The 14,489-nt window shown below is 70.9% G+C and carries 14 protein-coding genes and 1 pseudogene; 11 read left to right on the forward strand and 4 right to left on the reverse strand.

Features of this window, described 5'->3' with window-relative positions; genetic code table 11:
- Nucleotides 1-70: 70 nt before the first annotated feature.
- On the reverse strand, nt 71-394 hold the full coding sequence (locus ACFU5O_RS24955; RefSeq protein ID WP_384244000.1) for a plasmid stabilization protein: 324 nt from the start codon (nt 392-394) through the stop codon (nt 71-73).
- Between the two features lie 211 nt (nt 395-605).
- Between ACFU5O_RS24955 and ACFU5O_RS24960 the strand changes: the two genes are divergently transcribed.
- The 11 genes and pseudogenes from ACFU5O_RS24960 (at nt 606) to ACFU5O_RS25010 (ending at nt 11,597) form a co-directional block, all read left to right on the forward strand.
- On the forward strand, nt 606-1,724 hold the full coding sequence (locus ACFU5O_RS24960; RefSeq protein WP_384244002.1) for a glutamate--cysteine ligase: 1,119 nt from the start codon (nt 606-608) through the stop codon (nt 1,722-1,724).
- Nucleotides 1,725-1,974: 250 nt separating this feature from the next.
- The gene (locus tag ACFU5O_RS24965) at nt 1,975-2,352 is read left to right on the forward strand and encodes a hypothetical protein (protein WP_384244003.1); all 378 of its coding nucleotides are present in this window, start codon (nt 1,975-1,977) and stop codon (nt 2,350-2,352) included.
- A 66-nt stretch (nt 2,353-2,418) separates the two neighbouring features.
- Nucleotides 2,419-3,033 carry a helix-turn-helix domain-containing protein gene (locus ACFU5O_RS24970; RefSeq protein WP_384244004.1) on the forward strand — a complete coding sequence of 205 codons (615 nt, stop codon included), beginning with the start codon at nt 2,419-2,421 and terminating at the stop codon, nt 3,031-3,033.
- Nucleotides 3,034-3,112: 79 nt separating this feature from the next.
- Entirely contained in the window at nt 3,113-4,081 is a 969-nt protein-coding gene (locus tag ACFU5O_RS24975; RefSeq protein ID WP_384244006.1) for an NADPH:quinone oxidoreductase family protein, read from the forward strand.
- The gene (locus ACFU5O_RS24980; protein ID WP_384244007.1) at nt 4,078-5,265 is read left to right on the forward strand and encodes an acyl-CoA dehydrogenase family protein; all 1,188 of its coding nucleotides are present in this window, start codon (nt 4,078-4,080) and stop codon (nt 5,263-5,265) included. Before ACFU5O_RS24975 ends, ACFU5O_RS24980 begins: the two co-directional genes overlap by 4 nt.
- Nucleotides 5,262-6,362, forward strand: a complete 1,101-nt coding sequence (locus tag ACFU5O_RS24985) for an acyl-CoA dehydrogenase family protein (protein WP_384244008.1) — start codon at nt 5,262-5,264, stop codon at nt 6,360-6,362. The genes ACFU5O_RS24980 and ACFU5O_RS24985 overlap by 4 nt, the downstream gene beginning before the upstream one ends.
- Before the next feature lie 177 nt (nt 6,363-6,539).
- Nucleotides 6,540-6,638, forward strand: a pseudogene (locus ACFU5O_RS24990) (DUF664 domain-containing protein); the annotation flags it as partial.
- 228 nt (nt 6,639-6,866) lie between these two features.
- Nucleotides 6,867-7,733 carry a phosphatidylinositol-specific phospholipase C/glycerophosphodiester phosphodiesterase family protein gene (locus tag ACFU5O_RS24995; protein ID WP_384244009.1) on the forward strand — a complete coding sequence of 289 codons (867 nt, stop codon included), beginning with the start codon at nt 6,867-6,869 and terminating at the stop codon, nt 7,731-7,733.
- A gap of 132 nt (nt 7,734-7,865) precedes the next feature.
- Entirely contained in the window at nt 7,866-8,060 is a 195-nt protein-coding gene (locus ACFU5O_RS25000; RefSeq protein ID WP_384244010.1) for a hypothetical protein, read from the forward strand.
- Between the two features lie 147 nt (nt 8,061-8,207).
- Nucleotides 8,208-9,845: a serine hydrolase gene (locus ACFU5O_RS25005; RefSeq protein WP_384244011.1), complete on the forward strand. Its 1,638-nt coding sequence runs from the start codon at nt 8,208-8,210 to the stop codon at nt 9,843-9,845.
- Between the two features lie 165 nt (nt 9,846-10,010).
- The gene (locus ACFU5O_RS25010; protein ID WP_384244013.1) at nt 10,011-11,597 is read left to right on the forward strand and encodes a hypothetical protein; all 1,587 of its coding nucleotides are present in this window, start codon (nt 10,011-10,013) and stop codon (nt 11,595-11,597) included.
- Between the two features lie 67 nt (nt 11,598-11,664).
- Here the strand turns inward: ACFU5O_RS25010 and ACFU5O_RS25015 are convergent, their stop codons facing one another.
- The 3 genes from ACFU5O_RS25015 to ACFU5O_RS25025 form a co-directional block, all read right to left on the reverse strand.
- Nucleotides 11,665-12,456, reverse strand: a complete 792-nt coding sequence (locus ACFU5O_RS25015) for a VOC family protein (RefSeq protein ID WP_384244014.1) — start codon at nt 12,454-12,456, stop codon at nt 11,665-11,667.
- Between the two features lie 131 nt (nt 12,457-12,587).
- On the reverse strand, nt 12,588-13,811 hold the full coding sequence (locus ACFU5O_RS25020) for a phosphodiester glycosidase family protein (protein ID WP_384244092.1): 1,224 nt from the start codon (nt 13,809-13,811) through the stop codon (nt 12,588-12,590).
- A gap of 126 nt (nt 13,812-13,937) precedes the next feature.
- Nucleotides 13,938-14,300 carry a DUF779 domain-containing protein gene (locus ACFU5O_RS25025; RefSeq protein WP_384244015.1) on the reverse strand — a complete coding sequence of 121 codons (363 nt, stop codon included), beginning with the start codon at nt 14,298-14,300 and terminating at the stop codon, nt 13,938-13,940.
- Nucleotides 14,301-14,489: the final 189 nt, after the last annotated feature.

Raw genomic sequence — 14,489 nt, forward strand, 5'->3', positions numbered from 1 at the left:
GGCGTCCGGTTTCGCGAGGACCCGCCCCGGCGGCGGGAGCGTGCCGCGCCGGCCGCCCTCCGCCGGGCCCTCAGCGGCCCAGCGACTTCTTCAGCTCGTCCTTGTTCATGGAGGAGCGGCCGTGAACATTGCGGCGCTGAGCCTCCGCGTACAGCTGGTCGTACGTGGGTCCTGCGGCGCCGCTGTGCGAGCGCAGGCCGCCGCGCTTCGACGACGACATGTCCTGCGTCGAGGACTTGCCGGCCGTGCGCGACTCGCCCGAACGAGCCCGCTCCTTGTTCACGGTGCGGGCCGCGATCTCCTTCGCCCGCTTGGTGCTCTCGCCACGCTCCTCGGCGCTCTCCTTGATGTGCTCGTACTGACGCTCCCTCTTCGGGCTCGAACCACGAGGCATGACGACTCCTTGCTGTCTTTGTTCCCGCACGGGTTGCCGTGCATCCCGTTCCACCCTGCTGCGCCGGCGGGGCACCCGCAATCGGAGCTTCGCCGCGGTGCACGCACTGCGGGTACCCAGGGCGCGGTGGCGCACTCGTCCGGAACGGGGCCGCCGCCAGGGGATCCCTCGACCGTGCTGATACAGAGCACCATTCGGGGTATCCGCATTCATGAACGGACCGCAGAAGGGTGGGGACGTGCGCAGTGTCGGTGTGGAGGAGGAGCTCCTCCTGGTGGACGCGGAGTCGGGTGAGCCTCGGGCGGTGTCCGCGGCTGTGCTGGCCGTGGCTTCCCGGGAGGACGACGGCAACGACCAGGTCTTCGAGGCGGAGCTGCAACGCCAGCAGCTGGAGTTCGCCACCCGGCCGCAGACCGGCATGGGTGACCTCGCGAACGAGATCGAGCGGTGCCGGGCGGAAGCCGCGCGGCACGCGAACGAACTCGGCGTGTCCGTCGCGGCTCTCGCCACATCCCCGCTCCCGGTCAGCCCTTCCGTGGGCTTCGGCGAGCGGTACCGGTGGATGGCCGAGCACTTCGGGCTGACCGTCCATGAACAACTCACCTGCGGCTGCCACGTCCATGTCTCGGTGGAATCCGACGAAGAGGGCGTCGCGGTCCTGGACCGGATCCGGCCCTGGCTTGCCGTGCTGCTCGCCCTGAGCGCGAATTCCCCCTTCTGGCAGGGGCAGGACAGCAAGTACAGCAGCTATCGAAGCCAGGTCTGGGGCCGGTGGCCCTCGGCGGGCCCGGCCGAGACCTTCGGCTCCGCCGACCGGTATCACGAACAGGTACGGGACATGATCGGCACCGGCGTACTGCGGGACGAAGGAATGATCTACTTCGACGCCCGGCTCTCGCACCGCTACCCCACCGTCGAGGTCAGGGTCGCGGATGTCTGTCTGGATCCGGTCTCGACGGTGCTGCTCGCCACGCTGACCCGCGGCCTGGTCGAGACGGCCTCCCGGCAGTGGCAGGCGGGGGAGCCCCCCGCCCGGCACGGGGTGGGTCTGCTGCGGCTCGCCGGGTGGAGCGCCGGCCGGTACGGCCTGCAGGAGCAGCTGATCCATCCTCTGACGATGCGACCCGCGCCGGCGGAAGCGGTGGTACGCGCCCTCTTCGATCATGTACGCGATGCCCTGGACGACAGCGGCGACACAGGGCCCGTCCAGGAGGCCCTGGGGAGGCTGCTGAGAACCGGAAACGGAGCCCGCGTCCAGCGGGAGCTTCTGGAGCGGACGGGGAACCTGCGGGACGTGGTCGCCGAATGCGTGAAGCTGACCGGCGGATGAGGCCCCGGCCCGGCGACGGTTCCCGCTCCTCGCGGACGCGATTCCCCTCGTACGTCTCGGACCGTCGCCGTCACCTACCGGCCGTACCGCTCGGCAGCAACCGCGGCCGAAATCGCCCTGCCTGCGCATGAGACGGCCCCGTCGCGAGGCGGGTGGGTAGGGTCGACGCGTGAACCGAGCCCGGGCCGCCGGCCCCTTCGCCTTCCGTTAGGTACCCCAGGACCGCCCTGGGGCGTCCACGGAGGCACACGTGTCCCGCACCGCCCATCACATTCCCAGCCGCTACGACGATCTCGGTCGCACCTGGGAGGAGCGCCACCGCTCTTCGGCGTTCCGCATCCGCGCACTCACTCTGCACTCCCTGCGGTACGACCGCCGCGAGGAGGTACTCGCCGCGTCCGAGGGCCGGCGCGCCGTACCTCAGCTCATGCGGACCGTCTTCGCGATGTACTTCAACGACCGCGCCTACCGCAGTGCCGGCACCGGGTTCGCCGCCAACCGGGCCGAGCGCGCTGCCCGCCGGGCCGCGCGCATGCGCTGCGACGCCATCCGGCGTGCCCACCGCGCCGGCGCGGACACCGACCTCGACGTTCCGCCGGCCCGCCACCGGCACGGCGCCCTCTGGTGAACGGGCCCGGCCGGAATGACACGTGGCGTGATTGACAAGCGGCGTTGCCGATCCTGCAATTGGCTCATGGAACCGGACACCGACGACGACGCAGCGCTCGCAGCCGTACTCAGCGAGGTGGGCCCGCGGCTCCGCCGCATCCGCAGCGAACGGGGGGCCACCCTCAAGGATCTCTCCGAGGCCACCGGAATCTCCGTGAGCACCCTTTCGCGACTGGAATCCGGTGGTCGCAGGCCCAGCCTCGAGCTGCTGCTGCCGATCGCCAGGGCCCACAAGGTGCCGCTGGACGAACTGGTCGGCGCCCCGCCCGTGGGCGACCCCCGTGTCCGTGCCAAGCCGATCGTCCGGCACGGCAGGACCATGTACCCGCTGACCCGGCGCCCGGGAGGGCTTCAGGCCTACAAGGTGATGCAGAAGCCGGGGAACCTGAAGCCCGACCCGCGGGTCCACGAGGGCTACGAATGGCTGTATGTGCTCTCCGGCCGGTTGCGTCTCGTTCTCGGCGATCACGACGTGGTGCTGGGCGCGGGGGAGGCGGCGGAGTTCGACACCCGGGTGCCGCACTGGTTCGGGCCCACGGACGACGGGCCGGTCGAGTTCCTGAGCCTGTTCGGCCCGCAGGGTGAGCGGATGCACGTGCGGGCACGGCCGAGCGGGTCGGGCTCGCGCAAGACCCGCTGAGAAGGCTGTTCCCAGACGGGCAAGCGACCGCTTAGTATGCGAATCGAGCAGTGGACGCCCGACAACGCGGAGGCCCCGAATGCAGGCATGGCGAGTGCACCGGAACGGCGAGCCGAGCGAGGTGATGCGCCTCGAGGAGACCGTGCGCCCGGAGCCGGGCGAGGGACAGCTCCTGCTCAAGGTCCGCGCCGCGAACATCAACTTCCCCGACGCGCTGCTCTGCCGCGGCCAGTACCAGATCACCCCGCCGCTGCCGTTCACCCCGGGCGTGGAGGTCTGCGGGGAGACCGAGGACGGCCGGCGCGTCATCGGCACCGCCGCCCTGCCGCACGGCGGACTCGCCGACCACGCTGTCGTCGAGGCCGCCGCCGTGCTGCCCGCCCCCGCGGCGCTCGACGACGCGGAGGCCGCGGCCCTCCACATCGGCTACCAGACGGGCTGGTTCGGCCTGCACCGCCGGGCGCATCTCCAAGAAGGCGAGACCCTGCTCGTGCATGCCGCCGCGGGCGGCGTCGGCAGTGCGGCCGTACAGCTCGGAAAGGCCGCCGGCGCCAAGGTCATCGGCGTCGTCGGCGGACCCGGGAAGGCCGCCGTCGCGCACGAGCTGGGCTGCGACGTCGTCATCGACCGCCACACCGACGACATCGTCGCCGCCGTCAAGGAGTCGACCGGCGGACGTGGCGCGGATGTCATCTACGACCCCGTCGGCGGCGACGCCTATGCCAAATCCGCCAAGTGCGTGGCCTTCGAGGGCCGCATCGTCGTCGTCGGCTTCGCGAGCGGCACCATCCCCAGCCCCGCGCTCAACCACGCCCTGGTCAAGAACTACTCGATCATGGGCCTGCACTGGGGTCTGTACAACCACAAGGATCCGCGGTCGATCCTCCGCTGCCACGAGACCCTCACCGAATACGCGGCCGAGGGCCTGATCAAGCCCCTCATCAGCGAGCGTGTGGCCTTCAAGGACGCCGCCGACGCCGTGCAGCGCGTCGCCGACGGCACCACGACCGGCCGGCTCGTCGTCATCCCGGAAGGAGCCGAGTCATGACCGATGCCGCCGAACTGCGTGAGCGCACACGCGAGTTGCTGGCCGCGCATCCGCCCGCCACCACCGACCGCACCGACTTCCTCCAGGCCCGGTTCGACGCCGGTCTCGCCTGGGTCCACTACCCGGCAGGTCTCGGCGGGCTCGACGCGCCACGCTCCCTCCAGGCCGTGGTCGACACGGAACTCGAGGCCGCCGGCGCGCCCGACAACGACCCCCGCCGGATCGGCATCGGCCTCGGCATGGCCGCGCCCACGATCCTCGCCTTCGGGACGGAGGAGCAGAAGCGTCGCTTCCTGCGGCCTCTGTGGGTGGGCGAGGAGGTGTGGTGCCAGCTGTTCAGCGAGCCCGGCGCCGGGTCCGACCTGGCCGCCCTCGGCACGCGTGCCGTACGCGACGGTGATGACGGCGACTGGGTGGTCGACGGCCAGAAGGTGTGGACGTCCAGCGCACACCTCGCCCGCTGGGCCATCCTCATCGCCCGCACCGATCCTGACGCGCCCAAGCACCGCGGCATCACCTACTTCATCTGCGACATGACGGACCCCGGGGTCGAGGTCAGGCCGCTGCGCCAGATCACCGGCGAAGCGGAGTTCAACGAGGTCTTCCTCACCGGAGTCCGCATCCCCGACGCACACCGCCTCGGTGCTGTCGGGGACGGCTGGAAGGTCGCCCAGACCACTCTCATGAACGAGCGGGTGTCGATCGGAGGCATGCGGCTGCCGCGCGAGGGCGGGATGATCGGCCCCGTCGCCCGCACCTGGCGTGAACGGCCCGAGCTGCGCACCCACGATCTGCGCCAGCGTCTGCTCACCCTGTGGGTGGAGGCCGAAGTCGCCCGGCTCACGGGCGAACGGCTGCGCCAGCAACTCGTCGCGGGACAGCCCGGGCCCGAGGGCTCCGGCATGAAACTCGCGTTCGCCCGCCTCAACCAGGAGATCAGCGGCCTCGAGGTCGAACTCCGCGGCGAGGAAGGCCTGCTCTACGACGAGTGGACCATGCGCCGCCCCGAGCTCGTCGACTTCACCGGCCGCGACGCGGGCTACCGCTATCTGCGCTCCAAGGGCAATTCCATCGAGGGCGGCACGAGCGAAGTGCTCCTCAACATCGTCGCCGAACGCGTACTCGGACTGCCCACCGAGCCGCGCAACGACAAGGACGTCGCCTGGAAGGACCTGACCCGATGAGCACAAGGCCCACCCGGAGCACTCAGCCGGACCTGCTCTACACCGAGGCCGAGGACGACCTGCGCTCCGCCGTGCGCTCGCTGCTCACCGGCCGCGCGGACACCGCGGGGCTGCTCGGGCGCATCGAGACCGGGAGCCCGTACGACCCCGCGCTGTGGCGGTCCCTCGCCGCCGGCATGGGCGCCGCGGGGCTCCTCGTACCCGAGAGCCTGGGCGGCCAGGGCGCCACCCACCGGGAGGCCGCGGTGGTGCTGGAGGAGCTGGGACGGGCGGTGACCCCCGCGCCGTATCTCAGCAGTGCCGTCGTCGCGACCGAGACCCTGCTTGCCCTCGACAGCGAGAACGACGCGATCAGCGGGCTGCTCAAGGGCATGGCGACCGGCCGCACCGTGGCGGTTCTCGCACTCCCGCTGTCCACCGCCCCGGGCGCGGACCTCCCCGGGGACACCGCCGTGAACGCGGTCGCGGACGCCACGATCGCCGACGTCCTGCTGGTGGTGAGGGCCGACGGACTGTACGCGGTGGAGCGAGGATCGGCCACGGTCGTACCGCAGACCGCTCTCGACCTCACCCGCCCGCTCGCCCGTGTCTCCGCCGAGGATGCGGCGGGCACGCGCGTGGCGGACGCCGCGAGCGCCCGGGCCGCGGTGCACCGCGGTCTGCTCGCCGGGGCCGGGCTGCTGGCGTCGGAGCAACTGGGCATCGCCGAATGGTGTCTGGAGGAGACCGTGCGCTACACGCGCGAGCGCCACCAGTTCAACCGGCCCGTCGGTTCCTTCCAGGCGCTCAAGCACCGCATGGCTCAGCTGTGGCTCGAGGTGGTGAACGCCCGTGCCGCCGCCCGGAATGCGGCGGACGCGCTCGCCACGGGCAGCGCGGAGGCCCCGCTCGCCGCCGCCGTCGCGCAGGCGTACTGCTCACGCGTCGCGGTGCACGCGGCCGAGGAGTGTGTCCAGCTGCACGCGGGGATCGGCATGACCTGGGAACACCCCGCGCATCTGTATCTCAAGCGCGCCAAGGCGGACGAGACCGCGCTGGGCACGCCCGGGGCGCACCGCACGACCGTCGCGGAGCTCGTGGATCTGCCGGCCCCGTGAGCCGCGACGGACTGCCCCGTCCGCACCGCGGACGGGGCAGTCCGGACCTGAGCGCACTTCGCTGACCACTTCCACCGCCACCAGCGCGCGACCTCGCCATGAAGTGCGCGGGCCCGACCGGGGAGCAGCTGAAGCGGAAGGGGGCCCCACGCCCGGGCTGACGCTGCTCGGCCTCGTACGGCATGCCGCGGAGGCCGAGCGCTCCTGGTTCCGGACCTCCGGCACGTCTTCACTCATGTGATCGAGGAGTACGCGCACCACAACGGCCACGCCTAGCTGCTCCGCGAAGCGATCGGAGGCGGCACCGGCGAGTGGCCGGGCGCGCGTCGGGGCGCACCGTCGGTGTCCACGCGCTGTACCGGGGGCGTCTCCCGCACCACGCCGGTTGAGCGCCAGGTGACCGATGGCCGAACTCTTGTCCCCGGCCTGCCGGGTGGGGAGGCGCGGCACGGATACTCGCCGTGTCCCGCACCTCCCCACCGTCTCGCAGAGCCCGGAGGCACCATGGACCGCACCACCCGTCGCGCAGCCGTCACCACGATCGCGGCCGTGCTCGCCGGAGCCGCCGTCACCCCTGCCGCACAGGCCGTGGCAGCCGAACGCCCCCACAGGAACCGCCCGTTGCGCCGCGCACACGCGCACAACGACTATCTGCACACGCGGCCGCTCCACGACGCCCTCGACCACGGCTTCACCAGCGTGGAGGCGGACGTCTTCCTGGTCGACGGGGAGCTCCTCGTGGCCCACGAGCCCGCCGAGCTCGATCCCACGCGTACCCTGCGCTCCCTCTACCTGGATCCCCTGCTGGCCCGGGTGAGGGCCAACCACGGTTCGGTGTACCGCGGTTACCGGCGGCCCGTGCAGCTGCTGGTGGACATCAAGAACGACGGCGTGAACACCTATTTCGAACTGCACCGTCAGCTCCACGACTACCGCCGCATCCTGACCACGTACGCCCACGGCTCCGTGCGTGCCGGCGCCGTCACGCCCGTCATCTCCGGTGACCGGGCGGCGCGGGGCCCGATGGAAGCCCAGCGGGTGCGTCACGCCTTCTACGACGGCCGCCTCGACGACCTTGCGGCGCCCGTGCCCGCCCCCGCCACCTTCATTCCGCTGATCTCCAGCAACGGGACGCAGAGCTTCAGCTGGCAGGGCAGCGGTCCGTTCCCGGCCGCGGAAAGGGAGCGGCTGCGGAGCATCGTCTCGACGGCTCACCGCCGGGGCCAGCGTGTCCGCTTCTGGGCGACTCCCGACGCGCCGGGCGCCGCGCGCGACGCGGTATGGTCCGAACTGCTCGCCGCCGGCGTCGACCACGTCAACACCGACGACCTCGCGGGCCTGGAACGTTTCCTCCGCGCCCACGGCGGGTGACGGGGCAGGTCAATCCCCTTGTCAACGACCACCCGATCGGCGGACACGCCAGTCGGCCATACGGCGCCTCCACTCCGCCAAACTGGCCGCCGAATGCCGCAATTCCGCTGCGGCGGCGAAGGAGGTTGGGGGATGGCTGTGTCCGTCTCGGTCGTACTGCTGCTGCTCGTGCTCGCGGTGATCTATCTGCGCAACGGCGGCCTGAAAGTCTCGCACGCACTGGTGTGCGCCCTGCTCGGGTTCTTCCTGGCGGGCACGAGCATGGCGCCCAGCATCCACAACGGGGTGTCCGCAACCGCGGACGTGGTGAGCAGACTCAAGCCCTGAGGGACGGCGTAGGCGCCCACCCGGCGATGATGCGACGGCTGCAGCCGGGTGCGAGGGCGAGGGCGAGGGGCCGGCGCAGTGGTTCCCCGCGACGCCCGGTTCTGTGACCAGGGCGACAACCCCCGCTGTTGGGCGTTGAATATATGCATGAACGCCGTGAAGGGTGTGCGGCTCCGCAAAAGCCGCACGCTTGCCGTATCCGGCCTGGCCGCTGTGCTCGCCGGTACGGCGGCCCTGGCCTCGGGAGCCGTCGAGCCCCGCCCGTCGCCCACCCCGGTCCCTTCGGAGCCCGCTCCGAAGCCGCCCCCGGCGCAGCCCCCTCCGCAGCTCACCCGGGCCGACGTGGACGCCGCGGTCGCCAAGCTCGACGGTGTCGTCGAGGACATGATGAAGCGCACCGGAGTGCCCGGAGCCGCGGTGGGCGTCGTTCACAAGGACCGGGTGGTCCACATCAAGGGATTCGGGGAACGCAAGGCCGGCGAGTCCGGAAAGGTCGGGCCCGGCACCGTCTTCCAGCTGGCCTCGCTCTCGAAGCCGGTCGGCTCGACCGTCGTCGCCGGAGCTGTCGGCGACAAGGTCGTCCGCTGGGACGAACCGGTGGCCCCGCACCTCCCGGGCTTCACGCTGAAGGACCCATGGGTGACCGGCCATGTCACCGTCGCGGACCTCATGTCGCACCGCAGTGGCCTGCCCGACCACGCGGGCGACCTGCTGGAGGACCTCGGCTACGACCGTGCGTACATCCTCAGCCATATGCGGTACGAGCCGCTCGCACCGTTCCGCGCGAGCTACGCGTACACCAACTTCGGGTACACCGCGGCCGCCGAGGCCGTGGCCGAGGCCAAGGGCGTGAGCTGGGAGAAACTCAGTGAGGACACGCTCTACAAGCCGGCCGGCATGCACGCCACGAGCTCCTCCTTCGCCGACTACGAGAAGGCCGCCGACAAGGCCGTCACTCATGTGAAGACCCCCCTCGGCACCTGGCAGGCCAGATTCGTGCGCGACGCGGACGCACAGGCACCGGCGGGCGGGGTCAGCTCCTCCGCCGAGGACATGACCCGCTGGCTGCGCCTCCAGCTCGCCGAGGGGAAGCTCGACGGCAAGCAGATCATCGATGCCGAAGCCCTCGAACACACCCACGTCCCCGAGATCGTCTCCCAGCCGCCCACGGCTCCGGCAGCGCGCGCCGGGTTCTACGGCCTCGGCTGGAACGTCGGATACGACGACCAGGGCAGACTGCGCCTCAGCCACTCGGGGGCCTTCGCCCTCGGCGCCAACACCAATGTGACCATGCTGCCGGGCGAGCAGCTCGGCATCGTCGTCCTCACCAACGGCGAGCCGGTCGGCATGGCCGATTCCGTCGCCCTCGACTTCTTCGACACCGCTCAGTACGGCAAGCCCACGAGGGACTGGCTGCCTCTGGTCGCCGCGCTCTACGAACAGGAGGCGGACGCAGGCGTGTCGCCCACCGACTACGCCGTTCCTCCGCCGCACCCGAAGCCGGCTCGCGTCGACAGCGCGTACACGGGAACGTACGACAGCGCCTATTACGGAAAGGCCGTCGTCACCACCGACCGGGACGGACTCGTCCTCGAACTCGGGCCGAAGCCCATGAGGTTCACCCTCACCCACTACGACGGCGACACCTTCAGCTGCCGGACGACCGGCGAGAACGCGGTGGGACCGACCGGAGTGACGTTCACCGTCGGCAAGAACGGCAAGGCCGGGAAGTTCCGCGTCGAGTACCTCGACGAGAACGGCCTCGGCACCTTCACCCGTGAATGACCCTTTGTCGACGGGGTGTTGAGCGAGGCCGGTCCGGACCAGCCGTGCGGTGTTGCGCGATCATGACGGGCACATGAAACCCCCTTCATCCGCATGGACAGTTCACGGGAGCGGCTCTAGCGTCGGGCGGCGGCGCGACCACCTTCGTCCCGACGAGGAGCCGCATTGTCCCGAGGAGCGCTCGCCCCCGCACCCGCACTTGTCCTGGCACTCACCCTGACCGCGTGCACGGTCGCGGCGCCGGCCCGCGCGTACGCGGACGGCATTCCCCGGGCCCCAGGACACCGCCTGGTGAGCGCCTACGAGGGCGCGCCGACCACCGCCAACCCCGTTCCGGGCACACCCGCGCCCCAGCACCCGTATCTCGCCCCCAACGGCCGCAGCGGGATGCACGCGGACGCGGCGGGCAGCGGAACACATCCCTACTCGGGGCCGCTGGGCCGCAATCCGTCCGTCACGAGCGAGCGGATCGCCCCGCTGGGTGGTGAGTGCGCCACCGCAACCTTCGACGCGGCGGGCCGGCTCATCACCGTCTGCGGCACCTTCTCCGGATTCCTGCTGAAGCTCCTCGACCCGCGCACGCTCGACACCCTGGCCGAGTACCGGCTGCCGCAGCGATCCTCCACCGTCGAGGCCATCACCCGACTCGACTTCTCCAAGATCTTCAAGGACACCTCGGGCGGCGCCTACTTCTACCTCGACGACCAGGACCGGGTCGTCCTCGCCGACTCGCGCCAGCACGTCCTTCGCATCGCCCATGAGCAGGCGGCGGACGGCACCTGGCGTTTCGTGGCCGAGGACGACTGGGACCTGACGCCGTACGTTCCGCACGACTGCATCAGCTGGACCAATCTCTTCCCGAGCGGCACCTGCGACCCCGTCACCTCCGTGATGCCCGACTGGCAGGGCCGCATCTGGTGGGTGACCAGGCTCGGCCGCGTCGGCACCGTCGACCCGGAGACCTCCGCCGTCCGTTCCGTACGGCTCGACGGAGAGGAGATACAGAACTCCTTCACGGTCGCCGAGGACGGCGTCTCGATCGTGTCGGACCACGCCCTGTACAGCTTCCGCGCCGATGCCGACGGCGCCCCGAAGGTACAGTGGCGCCAGAAGTACGACCGAGGCACCGGCACCAAGCCCGGCTCCGTCAACCAGGGTTCCGGCACCACCCCGGATCTGTTCGGCGAGGGCGGCGGCTATGTCGCGATCACCGACAACGCGGACGACCGGATGAACGTCCTGGTCTACCGGCGCGGCACGGACGTCCCGGCGGACAGGAGACTCGTCTGCAAGGTCCCCGTGTTCGGCCCCGGTGCCTCCACCACCGACAACTCCCTGATCAGCTGGGGCAACAGCCTCGTCGTCGAGAACAACTACGGTTACGAGAACCCGACTTCGCTCACCTTCGGCCGCAGCGTCGTCGGCGGGGCCACCCGCATCGACGTGCGCGAGGACGGCAGCGGCTGCGACACCGTCTGGGAGAGCGACGTCCGCTCGCCCTCCACCGTCCCGAAGCTCTCCACCGCGAACGGCCTGCTGTACTTCTACGAGAAGGTGCCCAACAAGCTCGGTGTCGACGCCTGGTACCTCACCGCCGTCGACTTCCGCACCGGAGAACGCCGCTGGAGCAGGCTCACCGGGACGGGAGCGTTGTACGACAACAACTGGGCGCCGATCACCATCGGACCCGACGGCACGGCGTACGCGGGCGTCTTCAACGGCATCGTGGCCGTCCGTGACGGCGAGGACTGACCGACGGCAGGACACACGGATGCCCGGGGCCGGCCTGAGCGCGGCCCCCGGGCATCCGCCCTCCACGTCAGGTCAGTTTCGGCATCTCACCCTCGGTCGTGGCGGTGTCGATGACGGCGAACGCGGCGCCCTGCGGGTCGACGAGCGCCGCAAACCGGCCGAAGGGACTGGTCATCGGTCCGAACACCGGCTTCCCGCCCAGCTTCTGGGCGGCGGCCACCGCGGCGTCGCAGTCCGGGACGGCGAAATACACCTGGACGTACGATGGGACTTCAGGCGGGAAGTCCTCGGTGCGCATCTTCATACGGCCCAGGACCGGCTCCTCCCCGAGCTCGAAGACCTTGAAGTCGATTTGCTCGTCCTCCATCGTCTTCACGTCGTAGCCGAAGACGGCGGGGAAGAACGCGTCGGCCTTCTCCGACTCCCGCGTGAACACCTCGGCCCAGGAGTAGGCCCCCGGCTCACCCGTCACCTCGAAACCCTTGTGGGTGCCGCCCTGCCAGACTCCGAAGGTGGCACCGCCCGGGTCCTGGGCGAGGCACATCGTGCCGAACTCGCCCACCTGCATCGGCTCCATGAGCACCGTGCCGCCGTTCTCGCGGATCTTCCCGGCCGTCGCGGCGGCATCCGGCGACGCCAGATACAGACACCACTGCGACTGGCCCTCCTGGCCCGGCATGGGCGGTACGACCGCCGCGACGGCCTTGCCGTTCGCGTACGCCTGTGTGTAGTTCCCGTACTCCGACGAGGACTCGCCGAACGTCCAGCCCAGGACTTCGGCGTAGAAGCTCTTCGCGCCCTCCACGTCGGAGAACATCGCGTCGGCCCAGATCGGCTTGCCTTCAGGTTCTGCAGCCATGACTGACTCTCTTCGCTGTCTGCGGTCCGGTGTGTTTCTGCCGGGCTCGGTGGACGGGCCGCCGGACCGGCGGACGGCCCCGGGCACCACGCTAGCCAGGGCAGGGCTGTCGCGCGCGGTGACACCGCGGATCAGCCCCCTGCGACCTCGGGAACCCGGGAGAACACGCCGATGCCGTTGGGCACCGGGCGCTCCGACCCCCCGCTGGGATGGTTACGTACGGTCACCGCGGACGCGCCCGGTTCCCGTGCGACCAGAGTCGACGAGCCACCGCCGTCGAGGCCGAACGCGTCCACCGCCCCCGCGTCCCTCATCACCTCCGCGACCTCGGCGACCGTCAGTCCGGTGCGGAACTCGGGCGCACCGTCCAGCACGAGCAGCAGCAGCCTCGCGCCGCCGTCCGCGATCCCGGCGGCTGTGCGCACCGCCGCGGTTGCGTCGTCCAGACCGGGCAGCGGTGCGCCACTGCGGAGCACCGGAAAGCCGCCCAGCGCGAAGCGGTACGCGGCCCGGGACCGTGACTCGACCAGCCTGTGCCTTACCGTCACACGGTCGCCCACGGAGAGCTTGCGCAGCGCGGCGGCCCCTGCCTCCCGGCCCACCAGCACCTCGGAGCCCCTCGCGATCGCGCCCCGTCCCGGTGCGGCGGCGACTTCCACCACCCGGCCGTCGCGCACGGTCACTTCGTACGTGTCCGTGCTGCACGGGGCCGCGCGGTCGGTGTCCGTACCGCATGTCGCACGCAGCCGGGACACGACGCCCCAGTCGGAGGTGAACGTGCCCACCGAGCCCACCGGGAGTGCGTACTGGTTCAGCCCGCCCAGGGGAAGCTTCCCCTGGGGGGTCAGCACGGCGCCGTCCAGTGCCAACCGCCCCAGACGGGCACGGCCTTCGTCGTCCACTCCCAGTACGTCGCGCGTCGAGGTGCCGGGCGGCAGCGCCGGACCGAACCGCTGACCGTTCGGCACCGCCGCCTTCAGCTGCACACCATCCGCGATCACGGGACCGACCGGGGCGCCCGTCGCCTCGACACCGGGATGCTGGGTCTCGCTGATGTTGAAGAAGTCGCCGTTGACCGCCCCGACGGCGCCCCTTCCGTCGGCGAGCGAGGACACGGACGCACGGGCGCCCACGGCACCGGGGTGGAGCAGGCCCAGGGACACCCGTGGGTTGCGCAGATCCACCGAGAGAAGATGGGCCCGCGCCGGCCCCTTCGACGCCGCGATGCCGAACTGCCGGTACCGCACGCCTGGTGCCAGCTTCACCCATACGGGCGCCTGGCCGGCAGCGGGAGCAGCCGGAGCGGCAGGAACAGCGGTCGCCGGGGTGGCGGCCGCGAGCCCCGTCACGGCCATGGCGCTCCAGGCGAGCACGGCACCGACCAGCCTACGACCACGAATCCGACGTGCCGTCACTTCGCCCCCAGGTATGCGTCCGGCCAACACTTCGCACCCGACGAAGAGTTGACCAGACGTGGGAGTCTAGGTGCCGACGAGCCGGGAACGGATCAGGAAACGTACCCCTTCAGGCGCCTCCAGCGAGAATCCGCTGCCGCGGCCCTCGACGACGTCGACGACGAGACGAGTGTGCCGCCAGGCCTCGTACTGGCTCGCCGACATCCAGAAGGACACAGGCTCGGCCACCCCGTCGACGGACAACTCCGCCAGGAGTACGTCAGAACCACCGGTCCGGAATTCACCCTCCGGGTAGCACATCGGGGCGCTGCCGTCGCAACAGCCTCCCGACTGGTGGAACATCAGCGGCCCGTGCGCCTCGTGCAACCGCCGCAACAGATCGGCGGCCGCGGGGGTGAGTTCGACGAGCGGGGGCTGCGTGCCGCGCATCAGAAGCCCCCGGCCTTCCGCGATGAGCAGCTCACCAGCGAGTTCCCGGTCTCATGGTGGTACATGGGCCCGCCCTTCCTGTGCGCCGGCGTGGGGGCGGTGACCCAGCCAACTCCCCGGGAGGTTGCGGGCAGGTTGCATGGAGCGGCGACGTCGCACGACAAGGCTCAGTCGTGAGTCGCAGGCTCC

The sequence above is a fragment of the Streptomyces sp. NPDC057445 genome (assembly GCF_042802855.1).
Lineage (GTDB): Bacteria > Actinomycetota > Actinomycetes > Streptomycetales > Streptomycetaceae > Streptomyces.

Coding starts and splice junctions, on each gene's coding strand:
- ACFU5O_RS25025 (WP_384244015.1), bottom strand. CDS start 14,300: ATGCGCGGCACGCAGCCCCCGCTCGTCGAACTCACCCCCGCGGCCGCC.
- ACFU5O_RS24970 (WP_384244004.1), top strand. CDS start 2,419: ATGGAACCGGACACCGACGACGACGCAGCGCTCGCAGCCGTACTCAGC.
- ACFU5O_RS24975 (WP_384244006.1), top strand. CDS start 3,113: ATGCAGGCATGGCGAGTGCACCGGAACGGCGAGCCGAGCGAGGTGATG.
- ACFU5O_RS25000 (WP_384244010.1), top strand. CDS start 7,866: ATGGCTGTGTCCGTCTCGGTCGTACTGCTGCTGCTCGTGCTCGCGGTG.
- ACFU5O_RS25015 (WP_384244014.1), bottom strand. CDS start 12,456: ATGGCTGCAGAACCTGAAGGCAAGCCGATCTGGGCCGACGCGATGTTC.
- ACFU5O_RS24960 (WP_384244002.1), top strand. CDS start 606: ATGAACGGACCGCAGAAGGGTGGGGACGTGCGCAGTGTCGGTGTGGAG.
- ACFU5O_RS25005 (WP_384244011.1), top strand. CDS start 8,208: ATGAACGCCGTGAAGGGTGTGCGGCTCCGCAAAAGCCGCACGCTTGCC.
- ACFU5O_RS25020 (WP_384244092.1), bottom strand. CDS start 13,811: ATGGCCGTGACGGGGCTCGCGGCCGCCACCCCGGCGACCGCTGTTCCT.
- ACFU5O_RS24955 (WP_384244000.1), bottom strand. CDS start 394: ATGCCTCGTGGTTCGAGCCCGAAGAGGGAGCGTCAGTACGAGCACATC.
- ACFU5O_RS24985 (WP_384244008.1), top strand. CDS start 5,262: ATGAGCACAAGGCCCACCCGGAGCACTCAGCCGGACCTGCTCTACACC.
- ACFU5O_RS24980 (WP_384244007.1), top strand. CDS start 4,078: ATGACCGATGCCGCCGAACTGCGTGAGCGCACACGCGAGTTGCTGGCC.
- ACFU5O_RS24995 (WP_384244009.1), top strand. CDS start 6,867: ATGGACCGCACCACCCGTCGCGCAGCCGTCACCACGATCGCGGCCGTG.